Below are 23054 nucleotides of genomic sequence, written 5' to 3' on the forward strand. Positions count from 1 at the left end.
AATCGTAAATTACTTCTACATTTCAGTCATTACCACCAGTCACTAAACCGCATGGAAAATACAAACAACCCCGACCAACAGCGCGTAGATCAGAATACGGGCGGCCCCCTCGAAGGTATGTCACCCCGTCATAATCGCATGCCCCTGAACGATGAGGAACAGGATGCCGTGGTTTATGCGGGTTTAGGAGTCAATAACAACCCCGATATTATGAATCCGGGCGACGAAGAAGCGTCTGATACGTTGCTGTACACAGATACGGCTACGGCTCGTCATGCTACCGACGAAATTTCCAACGATGAGGAAATGGATGAATTTACAGATGAGCTGGACGATGACAGTGATTTGTCGGATGACGATATTGAAGAGCAGATCATCGAACTATCCGAAGAAGAGGAAGAAGGCAACGAACGATATTGAACGTAGTTGTTTCTATTTTATATCCCTGCTTCCCGAAGGCCACGAGCTTTCGGGAAGTTTTGTTTTACGCCTGTTCAAAGCTGTCCGTAGGCTGAAAACCATTTAGTTAACCGTCGGTATTTAGCTGGGTAAAAGTAAAGCCGGATTTGTCCTGCCTTTACGTATACATGAAAAATCTGAAGAAACGACTTAAACAGGGAGAGACCCTGAACGGGTGCTGGCTGAACCTGGGAAGTTCGCTTACCGCTGAGATTGTGGGGCAGTCGGGTTTCGATTGGGTGCTCATTGATCTCGAACACGGTGCTGGTTCCGAGAAAGATGCGCTCTATCAGCTTCAGGCGTTGGAGCATACATCGGCGGGGGTAATCGTTCGGGTCGAAAGTGCCGAAAGTCAGCGGATTCATCGGGTGCTGGATATGGGCGCGGAGGGAATCATGTGCCCGAAAATCACGAGTCCTGATGATGCCCGAAAAGTAGTCAGCGGGCTTCATTATCCTCCGCACGGAAGCCGGGGTGTGGCCAAGATGGTACGGGCATCGGGATTCGCTCAACACTTCAATCAGTATTATGAGGAGTCAAGGGAAACGATTCTGGGCGTGGTGCAGATCGAAACCGTCGGGGTGCTGAATCATCTGGATGAGGTGGCTAATATCGAAGGGGTCGACGTACTCTTCATCGGCCCTGCCGACTTGTCGATGGAGTTAGGCATTTTCGGGCAGTTCGATCATCCCCGTTTTAAAGAAGCCTTGCGGGAAACCGTCAATGCCGCGCAAAAAGCAGGTAAAGCAACGGGTATCCTATTTTTCAACCCCGACGATTATCAGACGTATCATGAACTAGGCATACAACTGATTGCCTGCGGAGCTGACGCTACGTTCGTCGCTGATGGTGCCCGCTCGATGGCCAGAAAGCTGGATGCTTTTCGATCCATTTATAAATAATCGTTCGGTGGTGCGGTGTTCGTGGTGTCGGTTTCTCAAAACCGACACCACGGACACCACGATACCTACCCATTCCTAAACTCCCTGTCAATGTCTGATCCTCTCGTAATCCTGGCTGTCGGCGTAATTATTGTGGTTGGTGGCATTATTGGATTGAAGCTGCATCCGTTTTTAGCCCTGTTGCCTCGGTGCTTTTGTCGTTGCGTTGATGACGCCTGCTTCGGCCATCGAGCAGTTTGCTCTTGCGAAGGGAACGGCTCCTGCGGCTGCTCAGGCACTGGCTAAAAAAGGAATTGGCGAACGGATCGCTACGGAATTCGGAAGCACCTGCGGGAAAATCGGGATTCTGATTGCCATGGCGGCTATCATTGGTAAGTGTATGCTCGAAAGTGGGGCAGCGGAACGTATTATCCGGTCCATGCTTCGGCTGACGGGTATTGAGAGAGCACCGATTGCGTTTCTGGTCGGCAGTTTTTTTCTGGGTATTCCGGTCTTTTTCGATACGGTCATTTTTCTGATGATGCCCTTAGCCAAAGCCATGACCCTTCGAATTGGCAAAAATTATCTGCTACTGGTGCTCTGCATCATGGCGGGTGCAGCTATGGCGAATTCGCTGGTTCCACCGGCTCCCGGTCCGCTGTTTTTAGTCGGTGAAATGCATATTCCTATCGGCCTGATGATGATTGCCGGTACGATTGTGGGACTTTTTACCATTACCAGTGGGTACTTTTTTGCCCTTTGGGCCAACCGTAAATGGCCTATTCCTCTACGCGACGCCCTGGATGCGAAACTGGACGATATCAGAGCCATTGCCGCCAAAGAAGACGCTCATTTGCCTGCTCTGGGGGTGTCGCTGCTGCCGGTTCTAATTCCACTGGTTTTTATCTGTGCCGATACGGCCCTTACAGCGATGGCAACACCCGGCATTCCGCTTACCGACTCGCCCGCTTTGGTTAAACTTATAAGTCTGATCCGATTTTTCGGCGATAAAAACATTGCCATCGTTTCGGGCGGTATTGCCGCTCTGCTGATTCTGGCCAGGCAAAAGAGCGCCGGTAAAGAAGGGTTAACACCCTTTGTGCAGGCGGCTCTGATGAGCGGGGAGGTATTATTCTCATCACCGCTGCGGGTGGCGCCTTTGGGGGTATGCTCCAGCAGACGGGCATAAGTGCCCGTATCGCCGATCTAACCAAAGATTACCAGATGGCCCTGATTCCGATGGCTTTTTTCATTGCGGCTGTTGTTCGAACGGCTCAGGGATCAGCTACAGTAGCGCTCATTACCGCTTCTGGCATTCTGTCGGGAATGGCAAGCAGCGCCCATCTGGAGTTCCATCCGGTTTATCTGGGATTGGCCATCGGCTGTGGCTCGAAGCTGGTTCCGTGGATGAACGACGCCGGTTTCTGGATCATCTGTAAGCTAAGTAACTTAACCGAACAGGAAGCGCTGAAAACCATTTCGCCCCTGCTGGTTGTGATGGGATTAGCAGGACTCGTCGTGATTATGATTGCTGCCCAACTGTTCCCACTTGTTTAAGTCATTAGTCATTTGAAATACTACCGACTATCAGCCAATGACCAATGACAGCGAAGCGTAATGACTAATGACGACACCATATTTCATCCAAAACTATGCCTTATAAAACTGGTCCGCGAATCAAGGAAATACACATTACGCCCATTGCCATCGTCGATCCGCCACTATTAAATGCGGCTGGTTTGCACGCACCCTATGCGTTACGTACCATCGTTGAACTGGTGACCGACGATTCTATTTCGGGCATCAGCGAAATTCCTGGAAATAAGGATATTGACATGGCGCTGGAAGAAGCCAGAGCGCTGCTGATCGGCAAGGATGTGTTCCAGCTTAGTGAAATCCGGCAGGTTTTAACCGATCACTTTGGTACTGAAACCGCAGCCCAGCGGGGCGAAACGCCCTGGGATCAACGGAAACTGGTACATATTTTCAGCGCCATCGAAGTCGCCTGTCTCGACGTTATCGGAAAAGTGACAGGTCGGCCAGTTGTCGATTTGCTAGGTGGCAAAATGCGTGATCGAGTGCCTTTTTCGGCTTACCTGTTTTATAAATACGAAGGAGCGGGTGGTACGCTTGGTTTTGGCACCGATCCGGCTGCACAGGGTTGGCCTGCTGCCCGACAGGCGGCTGCGCTGGACCCGGCCGGTATTGTGGCGCAGGCTAAAGCCATGTGTGCCGAGTTTGGTTTTCAGTCGATCAAACTGAAAGGGGGCGTATTTGAACCACAGCAAGAGGTCGATGCCATGTTTGCCCTGCGCGACGCTTTTGGTCCGGATGTACCCCTGCGTGTTGATCCGAATGCTCTCTGGAAAGTAGAAACGGCTATTTATTACGGCAAGCAGATGGAACCCATACTGGAATACCTGGAAGATCCGGTGCGGGGGCAGGCAAACATGGCAGCAGTGCGGAAAGCGCTCAAAACGCCACTGGCTACTAACATGTGCACCACTTCGTTTGCCGACATCCCGGCCAGTATCGCTATTAATTCAGAAGATATTATCCTGTCGGATCATCATTTCTGGGGTGGATTACGTTCGTCCATGACCCTTTCGGGGATTTGCGAAACGTTCGGGCGTGGGTTGTCGATGCACTCCAACAGTCATTTGGGAATCTCGTTGGCGGCAATGGTTCATCTGGGGGCTGCCTTACCTGAAGTACCCTACGCCCTGGATACGCATTATCCGTGGCAGTCAGATGAAGTCATTACGTCGGGTCGCTTTACGTTTGAAGAAGGAACCGTACGTGTTCCTCAGGAACCTGGTTTGGGCGTGGAACTAGACCGGGAAGCCCTGGAAAAACTGCACCAGAACTACCTCGACTGCGGCCTGACAAAACGTGATGACGAAACGGAAATGCAGAAAGTGCAACCGGGCTGGACGTTTCAATCGGTTCGCTGGTGATTAACGGAATCCGCTCAGACGTATCATTCGTTAAGTTGCTCAAGGATTGTTCGGGCAAACGATACGTCTGAATTGTGCTCGGCTAATTTTCGAAGATTCGTTTCTGAATAGGAAATTCCCTCGGTCATGACCTGTTCCAGCAACTCACGAATGGTGGTTGGTGAAGCGGAATCTGTAACAGCTCCTAACTGCTCATTTTTGACTAACTGTCCCATATATCCGTAGTCAGACGAAAGTAGTGGCTTGCCCGATATAGCCGCCCGGATAAGTACCGAAGCCATACCGACATGCCGCTGATACAGGGTCAGGGCGTAATCGGCCAGTTCGAAATATACCTGAATGGCCCTGCCTTTGATTTCTTTAAACACACTGACGATCTGAACATCTGGACTGACTGCTGAAATTTTCTGCTCAATATGGGCTTGATAGTCAGGGCGAATGGCTCCCGCTAGTAAAAAACAAATCTTCTGCTGAACGGCAGGGTCTAGCTGATTGAGTGCTTCCAGAAACGGTTCAATGCCCTTTCGCTCATCTAAATGACCAAATAGCAGAAAGACGGTTCGGCCCGGCTTGATTAACAGGGCGCTACGAAGTTCTTCGATTTCACCAGACGTAATAACGTAGGATTTTACGGGGTCAGGTAGTGGAATAACATTGACCCGTGGGTTCATTTCGCGCACGAGCGTAACGGCGGAGGGATCCAGACAGAAGAGATTTTTCAATGTGCTCTGCTTCAGCACACCGTGTAGGGTTGCTCGTTTACGCAATACGTTCAGCCGGGCTTTCAGGCCCGAGGAAGGAGGGTAATGAAAGTCGGGTCTGAAATAAATGCCCGAAATCGCGCAGGGCGCTTTTCGACCCAGCCATAACCCCAGCTGAAAGATATCGAAATACATCAGCAGTGCGTGCGTTGGCTGATAGCGCTGGCAGTAATCCAGCAGCAGATTCCACTCCCGAAATGAACGACCGATTACCGAGCCCTGATGCGTCGTTTCAATTTCCTGCTGTGAAATCGGTACGTACTGAACGCTGGTAACAATGGGGGCACTCTCCTGCAACTGACGAAAGATAGGCTCAAATGAAGCCTGCGCTACGACAATCAGTTCACCTTCTGGCTGATGCTGGAGCCAATAGTTGATCAGATGACTCAGATAATCAGCGTGATGACCATCGATGATGGTGTCAAATAACAGAATTTTTCTCACGATACCTGTGCGACAACACGCCGATAAACATTCAGCGTTTGGTTTACCATATTTTCGGGTGAGAAAGCCTGCTGCCGCAGAAAGCCTTTCTGACGTAACGACTGCCGCAGCGGTTCATCCAGAATTATCCGCTCGATTTGTTCGCTCATCGATGCTTCAGATTCCGGATCAAAATAAAGCGCGGCATCCTGAGCCACCTCCGGAAAGCAGGAACTGTTGCTTAATACAACCGGGCAGCCTGTAGCAAAGGCTTCCAGAATCGGAATGCCAAAGCCTTCATAGAGGGACGGATACACAAAAGCCAGTGCGTGTTGATATAAGCGGTACAATACCAGATCATTAATGAAATAATGAATCACCCGTCCGCTTAAACCCAGGCTGTCAATCAGTTGCTTTTCATCGGCGTTAAAGTCGCCACCCCCGCCACATATAAACTGGATATGCGTATGTTTTTTTAGAACCGGCGTAATGGCTTTCAAAAACGGAGCGAAATTTTTATAACTGCCCCGCGTGCCCACATAAAGCAAATACGAAGGTGGGGTATCGAGTTGGAACGTATCGGGCACTACCAAGTCGCGAAAATTCGTGGCGTGATAAACGACCGTAATTTTGGCGGGATCGAGCTGGAAAATCTGGATTAAGTCGTTTTTCGTATTTTCCGATACCGCAATGATATGGGTGGCCCGGTCAAACAATACTTTCTTTTGTTCCTTCGATGCGTTGTCCAGATGCCCGAATCGCTCCCCGAATTTGTCCTTGATCGCATCGTGGTACGTCATGACAAAAGGTTTGTTTCCGATGAAATTCAGGAAGTAAGGATGGAAGAACGTTGGATGAAAAATGTCGTAATTCTTTCTTAGTAACTGAATTGTGCTGCATAATCGGTTGACTTGCGAAAACAGCATATTCGTGCGCATCGGACCCAGGAAAAACCGAAATGGCTGCGTTGGAAATTCAGAGCCGGAGAGGAGGTAATGGTTATTGGAAAACCAGACAGAGAGAACGACATCAATCCCTTTTTTCTGTAAGGCAACCATCAAGTTGTAAAAATACCGGGCTACCCCTCCAAAACGCGACGCTGTAAAAGCCTGGTGATCGTACAAGATTTTCATATCCGGCACAAGTTTACGCATAAACTCCATGTCGTCGGTTATTCACTGGCAAAAGCAGGCGCTGGTTAAGACTCTCATTATTTAAAGTGCTGCACGGCCACTCTACCTTTTGCACCCACAGCGTAACACGTACCTTTCACGCAGGCGACAGCATGAAAGGCTTCTGTATCAAGCTTTTGCCAGCTCTGGCCCTGGTCGGCCGACAAACTGGTTCCTGAAGGGCCAACCACTAAAATGCGGTCGCCAGAGAGTAAGGCAATAGCTTCTTTCAAGCCGGGCGGCTCGATTGGAGCCGTGACCTGCCAGGTTTGACCACCGTCGCGGGTGATGGCCGTATTGGGGCTGGGTTGTGGCTGATCGGGTTTGTAATTGGCCGCGACAACCATACCGTTTTTCTCACTGAAAAAATGCATACCGCATAGACCGGCGAACTCACCGCCGGGTAGTGGTGTACTGCTAACTGACCAGGTTTGGCCGCGGTCGGAGGAGTGAAATACGCGTCCAAATTTGCCCATTCCAGATGCAATCCAGACGTTACGTTTTCCCTGTACCACCAGGCTGGACCCACTGGCTGCAAAAGCGCCCTCTTTGGGTTCCATAGGCGGAAGGACCGCTGGTGAAACCGGCTGCCAGGTTTGACCACCGTTGTCGGTTGTCAGCACAACCCATTTGCCATTTACCGGATCGCTCACCACTATTCCATGTTCTTTATCCCAAAAGTCCATGCTGTCGAAAAAAACACCGGCTTGCTGGGTCTGGTATTGCAGTGACCAGGTTTGGCCGCCGTCTGTCGTTTTATAGATGCGAGCCTGACCTTTTTCGGCGGGGCCTGCACTCATCAGGTAAGCCGTCTGGGCATCGATCGCCTGCACATCGCGAAAATCACAGGCTTCGGCATCTGGTACGTTGCCTGTCTGCCAGGTTTTGCCACCATCAATGGTTCGGATAAACGTCCCCTTAGTACCGCCAATCCAGGCGATAGCAGGCCCGGCCGCGCTTACCGATCGGAAACTGGCATCCGTACCTACGGCTTGTGGCTGCCATTGCGCAAAGGTCGTGAAGCGAGTGAAAAGACTGATAAAGAGACTGATAACGACGTATTTCATCAGTATATGAGGAGTATGTCCGAATGCCTCCCACTCAGCGAGAGTAGGCATCGACAAATAAACGCATAAATGACTTATTTACTTCGCTCTTCCCTCAGGCAACGGGTTTGATTGTTGCGTTGCCGATTTGAGTCGGCTTACTTCGTCGGCCAGGCTAGCCGATTTGAAATAATAATAAAGGCCGAGTATCAGGAATACTTTTGAGAGGATGAAAACGGCAATAAAGGCCGTACGCCAGTATTTATGGACGCGTATGTGGGTATCACTGATTTCGACCTGTAGATACGGTGATTCTGTCGATTGAGAATCCTCAGCTTTTTTAGATGAATCCGTACGTTTTACACCTTCCCATCGGGTTATTTCCGTTTCGCTGATACGTAGTTCGATCTTCTCCCGAATGCTCGGCGGGGGCGGAACACCGTTGCGCTGAAAATAATCTTCTATTGTTGTTTCCAGATCATTCAACTGAGCTAAAACCTCTGGATCGGTTGTCAGTATCTTTTCCAGTTCAGCTTTTTCTTCGTCAGTGGTTAAGCCTAACAGATATGCTTCCAGAACACCACTTGTTAAATATTGATAATTCTTCAAGGTGCTAGATAGTTAAGACGAACGAAGATGCTTGAAATAGGTATAAAACTCTTTTAATACATTCGTTTGGGATAGCTGTAACTGTTCCGCAATGGTTTCGATGCTGTACCCCTGGCAGAATGATAAATTGAAAATACGTTTGGTCCTACTCATGCCGTCGTTGACAGCCACAATCGGATTGGATACGGATGCCTGTTGGATAAGCATTGGTTTGGCCGCTAATGCCTTCGTGCGTGCTAATCGAATGATTTCTATAGCTGTAGGAACTCTCGTCCCGATGGTTAATTGTAAAGAGGCAAATAAATCGACCAACACCGTTTGAGCCAATTCTGGTTCCGGAAGGATGGGCAAAATCACCCCGTACGCCATCGAACTGTATTTGTCGTATAAAGCCAGCCGGTCCGCCTTGGTAAGCACTTCCGGGGAAGTATTTTTCGTATTCACCTGTTCTAATGACCCCATTCTCAAAATAAATACAGCTAATACAGTAGTTGATAATGCTCACAGATACTTTAATACACAAGCCTATAGTGCAAGTTATTAAAATATGTGAATAGCTGAGCTAATAGTGTAGGATTTTGTGAATTTGTAAAGTTAAAGTAGTTGAAAAAGAACAAAGGTCTGATTTTTCGTTTCTTAATATCAGTACGTATTAAACCCCTGCGACTTATCGACCATAGTATTGACGGATACTGTCTGTCAGGATTTGATAGATTTCAGCTAATTTCGGCTGATTAGCCAGTAAAGCCAGGTGATCGCTGATTGTGGTGAGATCATTTCGTCGGGCGGGGCCGGTCTGTACGTTAGCCGGGTTATTGACCGCCAGACCCTTGCGAAACGTTTCCGTAATCAGCGGACGTAACAAATCAAATTCGAGCCCATTCTGCGTCGTCAGATCATGAGCCAGCGCCAGCAGGTGATTGGTGAAATTACAGGCCAGTACAGCCGCTACGTGCAAAGTTCGCCGTTCTTCCGACGTAATCAGATAAACGATATTGCTCACGTCCTGCCCCAATTGCACCAACGCGTCTTCGGTAGCTTTGTCTGTCGATTCAATGCACAGCGGGATCTCTTCAAAAGCCATAAAGGGCTGCCCTTTGGTGAACGTCTGGAGGGCGTAAAACACACCGGTTTTTACAGGTACGTCGCTGTAGATATCCATCCACTGTTCAAGTGATTGAAGGCTTTTGCTGCCTGAGGTGTGGACCAGGGTTGCCTGTTCGGGCAAAACCAGACGCGAGCATACGTCTTCCAGCGCATCGTCGGGAACAGCCAGAACGAATAAGGTTGAAGGACTATCGGCAAAGTTTAATTCCGAATGTGTATGGGCATCGTACAGATTGCTGACCAGCTGCCGGGCGTGCTGAAGTTGCCGACTGTATACTTCGTTGATATGATGACCCGCATTTTCCAGGGCAGGAGCAAGGTGCCAGGCCAGATTTCCCGCGCCTATAAAAGAAATTTCCATGAGCAAGTATAGGATTATTTTACTTAAGTCAGTGCCTGATTAACCCTTGTACAGGTGATCAGTATGTTACAATAAGTAAAGGAGAACTTTGGGCTTTAATCAGAGCGGTAAGAAAAAGCCCTGACCATTATGGTCAGGGCAGAAAAGGCTAACGGTTGGGAGACCTGAAAACTGTATTAAAGATAAATAGAATTATTGGAAGATGAATAGGATTAATCGTATTTCTAGAGAGTCATAGGCAACCGTTCACTAAAATTCCGCTGCGATTTTGTACTATAAAATCACTCTAATACGTTAGAAAAATGCGTGATATGCATTATTAAAAGAATTTAATGTCTTTTTTAAAGTAGAAACGAAACGAATTATCCTTTATTAAGTCAAACCACCCAATAGGTTAAGCACTTCATAAGGGCTTTTCTACGGTTCATCCAGCAAAGGGCACCGTTAATACAATTATTCTTTGAGGCTATTGTGTAACTACATACCTTTAATTAATCAGTTGCAGGTTTACAAAAAAAACATATTAGTCCACAACCAGTTATTAATTACTAAACTTTAAAATAGGTCATGAGTGTTGTTATCAAACCGACTGTCAATAATATCATTAACCTTTGGTTTGGGGTAGATACGCCAATTCGACAGTACAAAATCAAACTGAACCCAGATTTGTGGGTAGCTTGCCAACAGATAAACCGTGATTTTCGCCCACCTTCCCGAAGAAAGCAAATTGAACTTTACCGGAAATCAGATAAGGTTGCTTTTGCGAAAGCCGTTCAGGAAGAATATGATCGGATCCGGTCAACAGAAAAAGCGCTGGAATATGCTTAGTAACCAAATGAGGGTTAGAAACTAGTCGTTCTAGCCCTCATTTGGTATTAGGTGTTGTTAAATCAGATTCGCTGAATCAGCTCGGCAACTTTGTGAACTTCGCGGCCCATAATATGGTCAATGATCGACTGAGCGTGTTCACGTCCATTTTCGATAAATACCTTCTCCGTATAAATACCCGCCAGTACCGTTCCGCAAACGTATAGGCCGGGTATGTTTGTTTCAAACGTTTCTTTATCGAAGACCGGCACCTGCGTTTCCGGGTTGAGTTCAATATCGCAGCGACGTAACAGATCTGCGTCGGGAATATAGCCCGTCAGGATAAACACGAAATCGGCCGGGATATTGGTTTCCTCGCCTGTTTTTACGTTAACAGCAATCACCTGCCGTTCGTCGATCTGCGTAACACACGAATCGAATACCGTTTTTATCCGGCCTTCCTTCACCCTGTTTTTTACGTCGGGAACGAGCCAGTACTTTACCGTACTCCGAAAATCTTCGCCCCGGTGTACAATCGTTACGTTGACATCGTGCCGATACAATTCCAGCGCTGCTTCGACGGCCGAATTCGATGCGCCAATGATCACGACGTTTGTAAATGAGTACTTGAAAGGTTCGTCGTAGTAATGGGATACGTGCGGAAGGTTTTCGCCCGGAATATCGAGCCAGCGAGGTCGGGTAAAATAGCCTGTAGCCATAATGACTTTACGTGCCCGATACTGTTCTCCGGCTGTGGTTGTCACGATGAATACGTCACCTTCTTTATGAACCTCCCAGACCTCCTGAAACAGTTTGAAATTCAGCTTATAATAAGCCGCTGCTTTTCGGTAATATTGAAGCGCTTCGTTACGTCCAGCTTTTACGTCTGAAATGGCGAACGGCAATCCACCAATCTCGATATTTTCGGCGGTTGAGAAAAACCGCATCCGACGTGGGTACTGCCGGATGGATTCGGTCAGGCTGCCCATTTCCAGAATCAGATGGCTTAAACCGGCTTTCGTCGCTTCGATACCAGCGGCAAGTCCGCAGGGGCCTCCGCCAACAATAAGTACGTCGTAGAGTTGCATGATGAATCATAACACGGATGGTTCCGCGACAGACGGTTCGCCGATGCGATACCGTGCCATTGCCGTAGAAGTCCGCGGATAAGTAGTCACAAAGTGCGGGTTCTACCCGCCTTACAATAAGCTAACAGTCAATAAGCAAACAAAGGTTTGGTATGGTTCACCTTTTTTACCAAATCAGGAATTCGCCGGACTAACGCCGGGTTATCTGTATATTTACCTGACGTACCGCCCGTCGATAGTCCGTGGAAAACCAGATATATCCCCTTTTTGCCTCCACCGAAACCGAAGAAGTCACCTTCTTTGCCGATCTGATATTGCCCATTCCTGTACCGCGTATGTTTACCTATCGCGTGCCGCGGGGCATGGCGGAGGTGCTAAAAATCGGTGCCCGGGTTATTGTGCCATTCGGTAAAAACAACGGACGGGTACTAACGGCGGTTGTGGCACGATTGCACAATTCGCCACCAACGGCCTACCAGGCGCGGTACATCAGCGAAGTACTGGACGAATATCCGCTGGTTACAGGCTATCAGCTGGAGTTGTTCCGATGGATGGCCGAGTACTATATGTGCTGCATCGGCGATGTGATGAACGTAGCGCTGCCATCGGGACTAAAAATTTCGAGCCAGTCGAAAGTGCAGTTTAATCCCGATTTCGATTATCCCGAACTGCTCACGGAACTGGAAGAAATAATACTGGCCGAACTCAAAAAACACCCGGCCCTTTCGTACGAAGAATTGGGCAGACTAGCGGGGGAAGGTACCAACGTACCAGCGCTGATTAAGTCGCTGGTAGGGAAAAAGGCCATTATAGTTTTTGAGGAAGTTAAGGAAAAGTACATCCCAAAAATGGTGCGGAAAATTCGGCTGCACCGTACCTATGAGGAGCGGGAGCAACTGCTGGTTCTGCTTCAGCGACTCGAAAAGCTGCCCAAACAGCAGGAAGTGGTGATGCGTTACCTCCGTCACGTACCAATGCAGCGCAGCCCGGAACTGAACCAGAAAGGACTCGATAAAACGATTCTGAATCAGGACGACGAAATTTCTCAATCATCACTCTCGACCCTGATTAAAAATGAGGTATTTGAGACGTTTGAGATCATCCAGCCCCGCTTTTCGGATAATCTGGTTCCGCAGGTAGAAATCAAGCTGACGGATGCACAGCGTTCGGCTTCTCAACAGATCATGAGTCAGTTTGAGCGTCAGAATATCGTGCTGTTACATGGTATTACAGGGAGCGGAAAAACCGAAGTATACATCGATCTGATTCAGCAGGCCCTGGGGAGCGGGTCGCAGGTGTTGTATCTGCTGCCCGAAATTGCCCTCACTACGCAGATTGTGGTACGTCTGCAGCGTGTCTTTGGGGATAAAATGGGGATTTATCACTCCAAATTTTCGGATAATGAGCGCGTTGAGGTTTGGAAAGGCGTCGTGTCGGGCCAATACCAATTTGTTGTTGGGGTTCGGTCGTCGGTCTTTTTGCCATTCGATAATCTGGGCCTGATTATCGTTGATGAGGAGCACGAAACCAGCTACAAACAGCACGATCCGGCTCCGCGTTACCACGCCCGCGACGTAGCGATGATGCTGGCTCACTGGCAGCAGGCCAAAGTGCTGCTTGGCTCAGCTACCCCTTCACTCGAAACCTATTTTCAGGCAAAACAGGGCCGTTATGGTCTGGTTGAGTTGTTTCAGCGGTTTGGCGAAGCTACGTTGCCCAACATCGTACTGGTAAATATCCAGCAGGAGAAACGGCAGAAAACGATGAAAAATGAGTTTTCGTCGGCCTTGATCGGTGCGCTGGAAATGAACCTGGAGCGGAAAGAGCAGAGTATTCTGTTTCAGAATCGCCGGGGCTATTCGCCGTATATGCAATGCGAAGACTGCGACTGGACCGCCGAATGTTCGAACTGTGCCGTTAGCCTGACGTATCACCAGCGCGACGCCGAACTACGCTGCCATTACTGTGGGCATAAAGATCCGGTTCCCCGCACCTGTCCGGCCTGTGGGTCTACCAAAGTGCGTACAATTGGATTCGGTACTGAAAAGCTCGAAGATCAGTTGCAGATTTTCTTTCCGCAGTCGCGGGTACTGCGCATGGATCTGGATACAACCCGGGCCAAAAACGCCTACCAGCAGATCATCCAGGAATTTGAAGGGGGGCAGGTCGACATTCTGGTAGGAACCCAGATGATTACCAAAGGACTGGACTTCGACAATGTTAGTCTGGTTGGTATTTTCGATGCGGATCGCCTGATTCATTTCCCTGACTTCCGGGCTACTGAGCGTGCATTCCAGATGATTACGCAGGTGAGTGGCCGGGCGGGCCGACGCGCTGGCCGTCAGGGCACCGTACTGATTCAAACCAACAATCCGCAGCAACCCATTCTGCAAAAGGTAATCGAGAATGATTACAAAGGGCTCTACGAAGAGGAAATACAGGAACGTCAGAATTTTAGCTATCCGCCTTTCGTACGGCTTATCAAACTAACGGTGCGCCATACCGACAAAGTCATTAGCCACCGGGCAGCCGAACGACTTGCCGCCGAACTAACCGATGCTCTGGGCAGCAGCCGCGTCCTGGGGCCCGAAGAACCATTGGTTGAGCGAATCCGAAATCAGTTTTTGTTTGATATTCTGATCAAGATCGAACGCGACAAAGTAAACGTCAAAGCGGTAAAAACGTACATACAGGACCGTATCAACGACATTCTGACCGACAAAGGACTCCGGCAGGTAAGTATCGTGGCGGACGTGGATTGCTTATAAATTAACTTTACACGAATCAGGCCCCGCTTGTAAGGACGAAAACAGTAAGTGACGCATGAATCGCAGCAGTTCATCCTGATCTTTGTCGAAATCCGTCAGAGCAGGCAAGTTTTCCATGAAAAAAGTCTGATAATGAGCCGTTTCAATGAGCGAGCTGGCTCGTGAGCGGGCGTATGGATAGTCGGGCTGATACTCCAGAATTAACCCCGCAATGCGTGCACACAGATCTTTATACGGTTTAAATAACTGTTTGCGGTTATCCTCGGTAACATGGTGGGTTAGATAAGCTTTACTGGCTTCGCGGACTACAATACGGTGTAAGGCGCGCATGTCTATATTATCTGTAGCCAACACATCCAGATTTTGCAGCAGAATCAGGGGCAATAGCCGTTCGAGTTTCTCCCGTGGTTCTATGAGGTTATTGGTCTGGAAGATAATCTGGTATTCCAGCCATTGCCAATACCATGCTACTACGTACACCAGCAGCCGGTGCTTGTTCTCAAAATAGCGGTAGATACTGGCTTCTTTGGTATTAATCCGCTCGGCCAGCTTTCGAAACGTAGCGTCTTCAAAACCAATCTCATCAAACAACACAATACCCTCCCGAACAATACGTCGACCTAATTCTGACCCTTCCGGGTCGCGGAGAAACAACCGCTCGTTCATGCGTACATGTACAGAATACTCCATCTGTCCTAAATCATTGCCATTTATCGAAATAACATCAGCAAAGTAAACAAACTTTTATGTATATAAGTTATGTTTGCAAAAAAGATAGTAATACTATCAAATCATTAAATATAGATTAAAGCGGTTTTAAAATGAAGGCCTTCCGGGCTGAATCGCTTGCTGAGTCTGAACAATAAATCAAGTAACATGGCAACACTACAAGCAGTCGAACCACCACCATCGCCCCTTCAACGGCTAATCCGGTTGCTGGCTAATGAAAAAAAAGACATTGGCTATATTTATTTATACGCACTGGTAACGGGGGTTATCAGCCTGTCATTGCCGCTGGGCATTCAGGCCGTTTTTAATCTGGTATCGGGCGGACTGGTTTTTAGCTCCATCTATCTGCTGATCGGGCTGGTAATTCTGGGGGTTTTGGTAACAGGCTTGCTGCTGGTTGGGCAGATGAGCCTGGTGGAAATCGTACAGCAGCGCATCTTTGCCAAAGCAGCCTTTGAATTCACCTATCGGCTGCCGCGTATTCAACCCGATGCGTTCACAGGGTATTATCCCCCGGAGTTGATGAACCGCTTTTTTGATGTGCTGACCATCCAGAAAGGATTGCCGAAGCTCCTCATCGAGCTAACGGCAGCCGCTGTCCAGATTGTTTTTGGCATTATTCTGCTATCGGCCTACCACCCGATTTTTGTGGGATTCGGCGTGTTTACCGGACTGATAATACTGCTGATATGCTGGATTTACGGGCCAATGGGTATAAAAACGAGCCTGAAAGAATCGACCTATAAATACAAAGTGGTAGCCTGGCTCGAAGAAATGGCCGGCGATTTACCTACCTATCGATTTCGGCAGACCGACGGCACTATTGACACCCTGGAGCCCATTGATAAGATGGACAACTTAGTCGCTAATTACCTGAAATACCGCAACCAGCATTTCAGCGTACTGAAACGGTTTTTCTACAGTGGGGTGGCCTACAAGACGATCATAACGGGGGGCTTACTGATTCTGGGAACCACCCTGGTCGTAGGACGTGAAATGTCGCTGGGTCAGTTTGTGGCGGCTGAATTGATCATTGTCTTGATAACCAGTGCCGTAGACAAGCTGATTTCGGGTATCGACACCGTATTCGATATGCTTACTGCGGTGGAGAAGATTGGCTCTATTACGGATATGCCGTTGACTAACTATGAATGATCGAATAGCTGGCGCAGACTCTACTCCATCATTTAATCAATTGCCTTATGCTTAACCTCTCAAATCATCGGGTAGCGCAGGAACTGTTCGACCACTATCCACTCCGAACGCTTCGCAATCTCCCACAACCGGATAGTGGTCGGAAATTAGGCCGCTGGATGCTGTTTTTACTGCTGGTAGGGCTGCTGGTTATGTTTCTGCCCTGGCAGCAGAACATCAACGGGGAAGGAACGGTGACGGCGCTGACTCCGCAAGACCGCCCGCAGACAATCCAGAATGCCATTGCCGGACGTATTGACCGCTGGTTCGTGAAAGATGGCGACTATGTCAAGACTGGCGATACGCTGCTGGTTATTTCCGACATCAAAGACGAGTATTTCGATCCGAATTTACCTCAGCGACTGGGCGAGCAATTAAGGGCCAAACAGGGGAGTCAGCAGGCTACCAAAACCAAGATTCAGGCACTGGACGGCCAAATCCGGGCCCTTGAGACAGGGTTAACTGTGAAGCTAGCAGCAGCCCGCAATAAAGTTCGGCAAAGTGAATTCAAAGTAGCTGCTGATGAAGCCGACCTGATCGCTGTACGGAAAAACTACCAGATTGCCCTCGACCGGCTTGATCGGTTCGAGAAGGGATACAAAAACGGATTGTTTTCCCTTACCGACCTCGAAGCCCGACGGCTTAAAGTGCAGGAAGACAACGCTAAAGTGATTTCGCAGGAGAACAAACTGAACGTATCACGGCAGGAGTTGGTCAACGCTCAACTGGACCTCAATACGATTCAGGCCGATTTTCAGGAGAAACTAGCCAAGGCTCAGTCGGACCGGAGTTCGGCCGTGTCGTACTTAGCCGAAGCGGATGGGGAGGTTTCCAAACTCCGCAATAAGATCAGCAGCGTGGATGTTCGTCGTGGGTTGTACGTAGTTCGGGCACCTCAGAATGGCTACGTAGTGCGGCCTGCCAAAGCGGGCATTGGCGAAACCATCAAAGAAGGCGAACCGATTGCAACGCTGCAACCTGCCAAGCCGCAGTTGGCTGTGGAGCTATACGTGCGGGCCATGGACGTGCCGCTCATCCAGCCTGGACGTACCGTTCGGTTGCAATTCGATGGCTGGCCCTCCATTCAGTTTTCGGGTTGGCCGGCCGTATCGGTCGGTACGTTTGGTGGGCGCGTGGCGGTGATCGATGCCGTTGTTAGCGTCGGTGGGAAATACCGGCTGTTAGTGCGGCCCATCGTTCAGGAAGGCGACCAGCCCTGGCCTCCGCAGTTGCGGGTTGGATCAGGTGTATTTGGCTGGGTCATGCTCGACGATGTGCCAGTCTGGTACGAAATCTGGCGGCAGCTGAACGGTTTCCCGCCGAGTTTGCAGAATGAACCGAAAGAGGAAAAAGAAGCGAAGAAATGATTGTATTGGCAAACAAAGATATAGACTCACAGGCCAACCGACGTTCTGGCTTTCCGTATGCTAAACCTCAGAATCGACCTAATGTCAGGCTATGCTCCTGCCTTCTGTTTTGTGACTGGTCTGTCGTTATGATGAGTCGGGGAAAGGCAAAATTGGGCTGCCTGCTCCTGTTCATGGCGCTGTATTGGGGGCTACCGTGGCCTTTAATGGCGCAGATTACGACGAATACCAGCGTAGCCACGGTTCAGCCCGATACGTCAGTGTTTTCTGCCGCATTATTTTACGACTTGATCCGGCAGAACCATCCGCTTGTGAAGCAGGCTAATCTATTTGGTGAGGAAGCCCGGCAGGTGCTGATGCAGGCACGGGGTGCTTTTGACCCTAAATTAGTGGCGAGCTACGACCGTAAGGAGTTTGGGAATGATCTATATTACGATCACTGGCAAAACAAATTAGCCGTGCCGCTCTGGCCCGGTGGTGTTGACCTGAACGTAGCGTACAGCCGAAACAAGGGGCGGTATATCAATCCAGAAGAGCGGACACCCGCGTCGGGACTGACGAGTGTAGGGCTTAGTATGCCCATCGGGCAGGGCTTGCTTATGGACGCCCGACGTAATGCGGTTCGGCAGGCGCAACTCGCGCAGAATCTGGCCGAAGCTGACCGGATTAAGTTAGTCAACAAAACCCTGTTCGATGCCGCTAAAACCTATTGGGAATGGTTTCTGGCCTATCAGCAGCGGCAGTTGCTTGCGGAAGGACTCGAACTGGCCGACCGACGGTTTCGCGCTTTACGGGAGCGGGTTGCCCTGGGCGACGCAGCTACCATCGACACAACCGAAGCGCTCATTACCGTGCAGGACCGTATCGTACAGCGTCAGCAGGCCGAGGTCGACGAACAAAACGCCCGGATGCGGGTCAGTACGTTCCTGTGGAACCAGAATGGGCAGCCTGTTGAGCTTCCCGAATCGGCGCGACCACAGGAACCAGCGCTGACACCCATAAATGAAAATGTGTTTCAGAACCTGCTTGACCGAACGGCTACCCAGCATCCCGACCTGCTGAAATTATCTGTAAAAAACCAGCAGCTAACCATAGAAGAGCGATTTCGGCGGGCTATGATTCAGCCGCAAGTCGTCCTTTCGGCTAACCTGCTTAGCGAAACGCCTACTGTCGATGCTGGCTATAACTGGAACAGTTATTACTCATTTCGTCCCCAGAATCATAAAATTGGGTTCGACTTTGTCATGCCTTTGTTCTTGCGGAAGGAAAGAGGGAAACTTCGAGAGGTGCAGGTGAAAAATCAGCAGGTGGTATTAGAGCGCCAACAAACCAGCCGTACTATCGCCAACACCGTACAGATGGCGTATAATCAGCTGCGAACGCTGGCGGAGCAGGCTTCTGTCCAGCAACAGATCATTGACAATCAGCAGCGCTTGCTTCAGGCCGAGCAGGACAAATTTGAGTTGGGTGAGAGTTCTCTGTTTCTGGTCAATGCTCGTGAAACCAAGCTGATTGACTTACGTATCAAAGGCGCGGAATTGAAAAGCAAGTATCAGAAAGCGGTGGCGGAACTGTATTTCGTGGCGGGAGTAAGCGGATAAAAAAGCCTATTTGCCAGCGTTCCTGTCATACTATGTCGGGGGATGATGGAGGGTCTTTGCCTGCCATCATCCCCACTCACTAGAATAAATTACTGCTGGAAAAAATCGATCTTATCAGCATCGATGTTATTCGAAATCTTTGCTTCCCCACCACTGCCTTCGCTTATCGTTGCTGTCATAGTCAATGTACCCGATGTAGCCCCCGGTGTCAGCACACCACTCATTCCAAACGAAAGCACCCCACCCGCTGTCACGCTCGAATTGCTGGTCAACACGTAATAGTCGGTATCCGAGTCTGCATCCAGGCTCCAGACATTGTTCTGCACCGGTCGGCCACCCACCAGCGTAGCGGTGGTATTTAAGCTTAAACGTATCTTGGGATCTTTAGTGACTTTTACCGTGATAAGCCCACTGCTCGACTGCCCGTTTAGTTCGTAGTTATCTACTACTACCGAGATGTTCGTTGTGTTATATACAGTTGTAGCTCGCGCATATATAATTGGTGTTAAGTCAGGGGCCGCCAGGTTTATGGTGTAGTCTTCAGTTTCTCCCAGCGGCAGCGCCATAATGCTTCGTTCATCCGTACCTGTTCCTGCATCATCGATTAAACTAGATGGGTTCACCGATGTAATCCGAAAACGGGCATAAGAACTTCCCGATGTTTTCGGCATGGATGCCAGCGACCAGTTCAGTGCCAGATTAGTCAACGTATTGTTTGCCGTAAAGCTGGTCGTAGCGTATTCGGCGGGTTCAAAACTCCCATTCCTGTTGAAGTCGATCCAGGCCATTACGTACCGGGTAGCCGAAGCATCGACGGTATTTTTAAACACAGGCAGATTAACGGAATAGCTCGAAGCCGTCAGTGTAACGGAGGGTGGGGAACTGGCAAAGCCATCTTCATCATCCGTATTGTCGATGTCATCGCCATTCGCCAGTGACGTATTGAACCCGGTTAAATCCTCATCGGCTGCCTGTGCCCCGATGCGAAGAGTAGTTGGATTGATTTTGCTTCCTCCCTCAATTACGGGTGTACCGCCCGCTAATCCACCCGACGACAGATAATTAGTGAAACTTCCGCTGCCAGCACTTGGATTTCCTCCCGAAACAGCCGGTTGAAAAATATTGAGAGCCGATCCATACGAGCCTGGGTTATCGCCCGAATCGGAGCTTACCATTACCCCTAAGGCTATGGCCGTATTGCCGCCACAGAGCAGTACGACGTCTGAGCTAAGCGGGTCCGTTGACGTAGTGTTCTCGCGGTTTGTGTATAATAGCCCCACATTACCTCCTCCTATCTGCATACGGGCCACGTTATTATTGGTGGAGAATTGAATGCTTTGCTCCTGATTTGGATCATTCAGACGTTTTTCCAGCAGTTGCCAGGCTGAGCCATTGGTGCTTATCTGCTCATATTCCTGGCCATCGTCCGATTCGGCATTGGCCAGCAGCAGGGCTAAATCAGTCGGTAATCCATTCAGGGTAGCATAGGCCCGAATGCGAAACCTGGCTTCCAATAACTCGCCCCCAACTCCGCTGGCTCCCTGCGTATTAACCGAAAGTCCATTGGTAAGCGTATTGCTGACCCCGGCCCCTCCGATATTGTACATATCATCCATTCCATCCGCAAACCAGGCCCCCGGCCTGTACCCCACGAGCCGAACCTGACTAAGAGAACCATTAAATACCTCTCCTGAAAAGCTGATGTTATCAATATCAATGTGAACAGTAATTAAACCCACCTGAAAACTGCGGGTCACCGAACCACCTGCAGCTATCCCATCGTTTAGGTCGCTGAATGTCAGCCAATAAATGTCGTTTTTGTACTGGCCACTACCGCCGGTTGCCTTCACCGCCTGCGACCAGCTTTGATAACTAAATAATAAACCTAAGCTCGCAAAAAGCAAGCGTTTGAATAGACGATCCCGACGATCGGTGCTCGAAAAAACCATACAAGTAGTTGTAAAATAGAAAGAGTGAAAAACTATTAATGAGGCAATTAATAAATACAGAGTATGTAAAAAACTAAAAAGAACATCTATAAATAACCATTATACTGTTGTTGAATATTAATGTTTATAAGAATCTAATTAAGTACTCTTATTTCTATGTGTACTGCGAAAGAAAATTATAGGGTATGGAGCCTTCGTGTTTAAGCCTCAAAGCTTACTACGTACCCGGTAGGCCGGGAAATCTAACCACTTTCCAATCGGTGACGTAGCGGTGAACAATCAGGAAAGTGTAGAGAAAAAGCGCATCAAAACCAGTAGTGTGAATCCGCGTAAAAATTCGGGAACTGTACGAGCGCACCGCGAACTGTCCTGGTTGAACCGATTATAGCGCTTTCGCAAACGAGGGGTTGGCTACTTTTTTTAATGAAGTTCTGTACAACAGGACGGTATTTTTCAGCCGTAATTGATCTTTTCACCTTTAAACACAAAAACAATTGCCCGTTAATTGACTCAATTCATGCGTAAGTTGCTGTTTATATTGAGCTGTCTGTCCAGCCTCCTGCTAATAGCTTCCAGTCCTGGTACGTTGGCCCAGTCCAGTGCGAATTCCGGTACTGATTCATCCAAAACGCCCTTTACGCTTACAGATGGCGACCGGGTGGTGTTTCTGGGTAATTCGCTGATGGAAGATGATATACAGTTCGGTTATCTGGAGTTAGCACTCACAACGGGTTGGCCTGGTCGCAACGTAACGTATCGGAACATCGGCTGGTCAGGCGACAACGTCTTTGGCGAAGCCCGTAGCTACGTAACGGCCCCTCCCACACCGTACCAACGGCTCATCCAACAGCTCACCGATGCCAAACCGACAGTGGTGTTTTTAGCCTATGGAGGTGTTGAAGCGCAGGAAGGCGAATCGGGTTTGCCACGCTTTAAGCAGGGGTTGAATCAATTGCTGGACACACTCGACCGGCTAGGCGCCAAAACGGTGCTGGTGTCGCCCATTCCGGTGTTGTTGCCCTCATCCGACCTGGTAAGCCAGCGTAACGCAGCGCTGATTAGCTATGGAGCCGCTCTTGCTCAAACGGCGGCTGAACACAAAAAACGCTACGTCGATGTGTTTAAACCGATTCAGGAAGCCAGCAAGCAGGCCGTAATTACCGATGATGGCGTTCATCTCAACGAAACGGGCTACTACTACCTTGCTACTGCCCTCGAAAACGGGCTGGGACTGCCCTCTCGCACCAGTAGCATCGGAATCGACCTATCTAAAAGTACGATTGAATCTGTTGTCCCGACCAGGCTGTTGACGGTCGACAAAGGGACATCGACGGTTACGTTTGTGGCCAATGAACCCTGTTTACCTTTACCCGCACCTACTCAGGATGGTAAAATCATTCCGGTCGATAACGGACGTACCGTAACGATAAAGGGGTTGAAAAAAGGATTTTACACGCTACGTATCGATGACGACGAAGTGGCTACTGCGTCGGCCCGGCAATGGGCAGAAGGGATTGTGCTTCGGCAGGGGCCATCGTTTACACGCTCGGCGGCCATCCGACAACTGATTCAGAGGAAAAATGAACTGCATTTCTTCCAGTACCGCCCACTCAATCAGACCTATATTATTGGATTCAGATCCTACGAACAGGGTCGGCATAAAAAAGGACTGGAGGAGCAGAGCTATATTATTACGTGGCTGGAAGGACAAATAGCGGCCGCTAACCAGGTTAAAGCCGCTACGTTTCAACTGACCCAGTTAAAGTAACCTGACC

Annotated in this window: 18 protein-coding genes and 1 pseudogene; 10 read left to right on the forward strand and 9 right to left on the reverse strand. The window is 49.3% G+C overall.

The features are described 5' to 3' along the window. Window positions 1-51 precede the first annotated feature (51 nt). The 4 genes and pseudogenes from LN737_RS08595 (at window position 52) to LN737_RS08610 (ending at window position 4297) form a co-directional block, all read left to right on the forward strand. A complete protein-coding gene (locus LN737_RS08595; RefSeq protein ID WP_405517968.1) occupies window positions 52-420 on the forward strand; it encodes a hypothetical protein in 369 nt (122 codons plus the stop codon). A 167-nt stretch (window positions 421-587) separates the two neighbouring features. Then, the gene (locus LN737_RS08600; protein WP_405517970.1) at window positions 588-1361 is read left to right on the forward strand and encodes an HpcH/HpaI aldolase/citrate lyase family protein; all 774 of its coding nucleotides are present in this window, start codon (window positions 588-590) and stop codon (window positions 1359-1361) included. A 208-nt stretch (window positions 1362-1569) separates the two neighbouring features. After that, window positions 1570-2897, forward strand: a pseudogene (locus tag LN737_RS08605) (GntP family permease). Between the two features lie 95 nt (window positions 2898-2992). Next, complete coding sequence (locus tag LN737_RS08610) at window positions 2993-4297, forward strand: enolase C-terminal domain-like protein (protein ID WP_405517972.1); 1305 nt, start codon at window positions 2993-2995, stop codon at window positions 4295-4297. 23 nt (window positions 4298-4320) lie between these two features. On the opposite strand, the gene LN737_RS08615 is transcribed toward LN737_RS08610, so the two are convergent. From LN737_RS08615 to LN737_RS08640, 6 genes are all read right to left on the reverse strand, one after another. Beyond that, complete coding sequence (locus LN737_RS08615; RefSeq protein WP_405517974.1) at window positions 4321-5502, reverse strand: glycosyltransferase; 1182 nt, start codon at window positions 5500-5502, stop codon at window positions 4321-4323. Further along, window positions 5499-6614 carry a glycosyltransferase family 1 protein gene (locus LN737_RS08620; RefSeq protein WP_405517975.1) on the reverse strand — a complete coding sequence of 372 codons (1116 nt, stop codon included), beginning with the start codon at window positions 6612-6614 and terminating at the stop codon, window positions 5499-5501. Before LN737_RS08620 ends, LN737_RS08615 begins: the two co-directional genes overlap by 4 nt. Window positions 6615-6691: 77 nt before the next feature. Beyond that, complete coding sequence (locus tag LN737_RS08625; RefSeq protein WP_405517977.1) at window positions 6692-7771, reverse strand: WD40/YVTN/BNR-like repeat-containing protein; 1080 nt, start codon at window positions 7769-7771, stop codon at window positions 6692-6694. A gap of 27 nt (window positions 7772-7798) precedes the next feature. Beyond that, on the reverse strand, window positions 7799-8308 hold the full coding sequence (locus LN737_RS08630; RefSeq protein ID WP_405517979.1) for a hypothetical protein: 510 nt from the start codon (window positions 8306-8308) through the stop codon (window positions 7799-7801). Between the two features lie 12 nt (window positions 8309-8320). Next, window positions 8321-8770 (reverse strand): hypothetical protein, encoded by a 450-nt coding sequence (locus tag LN737_RS08635; protein WP_405517980.1) that lies wholly within the window; start codon window positions 8768-8770, stop codon window positions 8321-8323. 205 nt (window positions 8771-8975) lie between these two features. Next, window positions 8976-9776: a Rossmann-like and DUF2520 domain-containing protein gene (locus LN737_RS08640; RefSeq protein WP_405517982.1), complete on the reverse strand. Its 801-nt coding sequence runs from the start codon at window positions 9774-9776 to the stop codon at window positions 8976-8978. 567 nt (window positions 9777-10343) lie between these two features. Here LN737_RS08640 and LN737_RS08645 point away from each other — a divergent pair. Beyond that, window positions 10344-10604, forward strand: a complete 261-nt coding sequence (locus tag LN737_RS08645; protein WP_405517984.1) for a hypothetical protein — start codon at window positions 10344-10346, stop codon at window positions 10602-10604. A 62-nt stretch (window positions 10605-10666) separates the two neighbouring features. Here LN737_RS08645 and LN737_RS08650 read toward each other — a convergent pair whose 3' ends face one another. Next, complete coding sequence (locus tag LN737_RS08650; RefSeq protein WP_405517985.1) at window positions 10667-11671, reverse strand: YpdA family putative bacillithiol disulfide reductase; 1005 nt, start codon at window positions 11669-11671, stop codon at window positions 10667-10669. A gap of 242 nt (window positions 11672-11913) precedes the next feature. Here LN737_RS08650 and priA point away from each other — a divergent pair, with 242 nt between their 5' ends. Continuing rightward, window positions 11914-14439 carry a primosomal protein N' gene (gene priA, locus LN737_RS08655; protein WP_405517987.1) on the forward strand — a complete coding sequence of 842 codons (2526 nt, stop codon included), beginning with the start codon at window positions 11914-11916 and terminating at the stop codon, window positions 14437-14439. On the opposite strand, the gene LN737_RS08660 is transcribed toward priA, so the two are convergent. Next, entirely contained in the window at window positions 14434-15129 is a 696-nt protein-coding gene (locus tag LN737_RS08660) for a TetR/AcrR family transcriptional regulator (protein ID WP_405517989.1), read from the reverse strand. The genes priA and LN737_RS08660 overlap by 6 nt on opposite strands. A gap of 186 nt (window positions 15130-15315) precedes the next feature. On the opposite strand from LN737_RS08660, the gene LN737_RS08665 reads away from it, so the two are divergent. From LN737_RS08665 to LN737_RS08675, 3 genes are read left to right on the forward strand one after another with little or no spacing between them, the layout of a single operon-like run. Continuing rightward, entirely contained in the window at window positions 15316-16323 is a 1008-nt protein-coding gene (locus LN737_RS08665) for an ABC transporter transmembrane domain-containing protein (protein ID WP_405517991.1), read from the forward strand. Window positions 16324-16370: 47 nt separating this feature from the next. Then, entirely contained in the window at window positions 16371-17729 is a 1359-nt protein-coding gene (locus LN737_RS08670; protein ID WP_405517992.1) for an HlyD family secretion protein, read from the forward strand. After that, on the forward strand, window positions 17726-19330 hold the full coding sequence (locus tag LN737_RS08675; RefSeq protein ID WP_405517994.1) for a TolC family protein: 1605 nt from the start codon (window positions 17726-17728) through the stop codon (window positions 19328-19330). Before LN737_RS08670 ends, LN737_RS08675 begins: the two co-directional genes overlap by 4 nt. An 89-nt stretch (window positions 19331-19419) precedes the next feature. Here LN737_RS08675 and LN737_RS08680 read toward each other — a convergent pair whose 3' ends face one another. Then, on the reverse strand, window positions 19420-21279 hold the full coding sequence (locus LN737_RS08680; RefSeq protein ID WP_405517996.1) for a CshA/CshB family fibrillar adhesin-related protein: 1860 nt from the start codon (window positions 21277-21279) through the stop codon (window positions 19420-19422). Between the two features lie 517 nt (window positions 21280-21796). Here LN737_RS08680 and LN737_RS08685 point away from each other — a divergent pair. Further along, window positions 21797-23047, forward strand: coding sequence for a GDSL-type esterase/lipase family protein (locus LN737_RS08685; protein ID WP_405517997.1), 1251 nt, complete (start codon window positions 21797-21799; stop codon window positions 23045-23047). The last annotated feature ends 7 nt before the right edge of the window (window positions 23048-23054 follow it).

The organism is Spirosoma sp. KNUC1025, from assembly GCF_045160025.1.
In the GTDB taxonomy this organism is placed as follows: Bacteria; Bacteroidota; Bacteroidia; order Cytophagales; family Spirosomataceae; genus Spirosoma.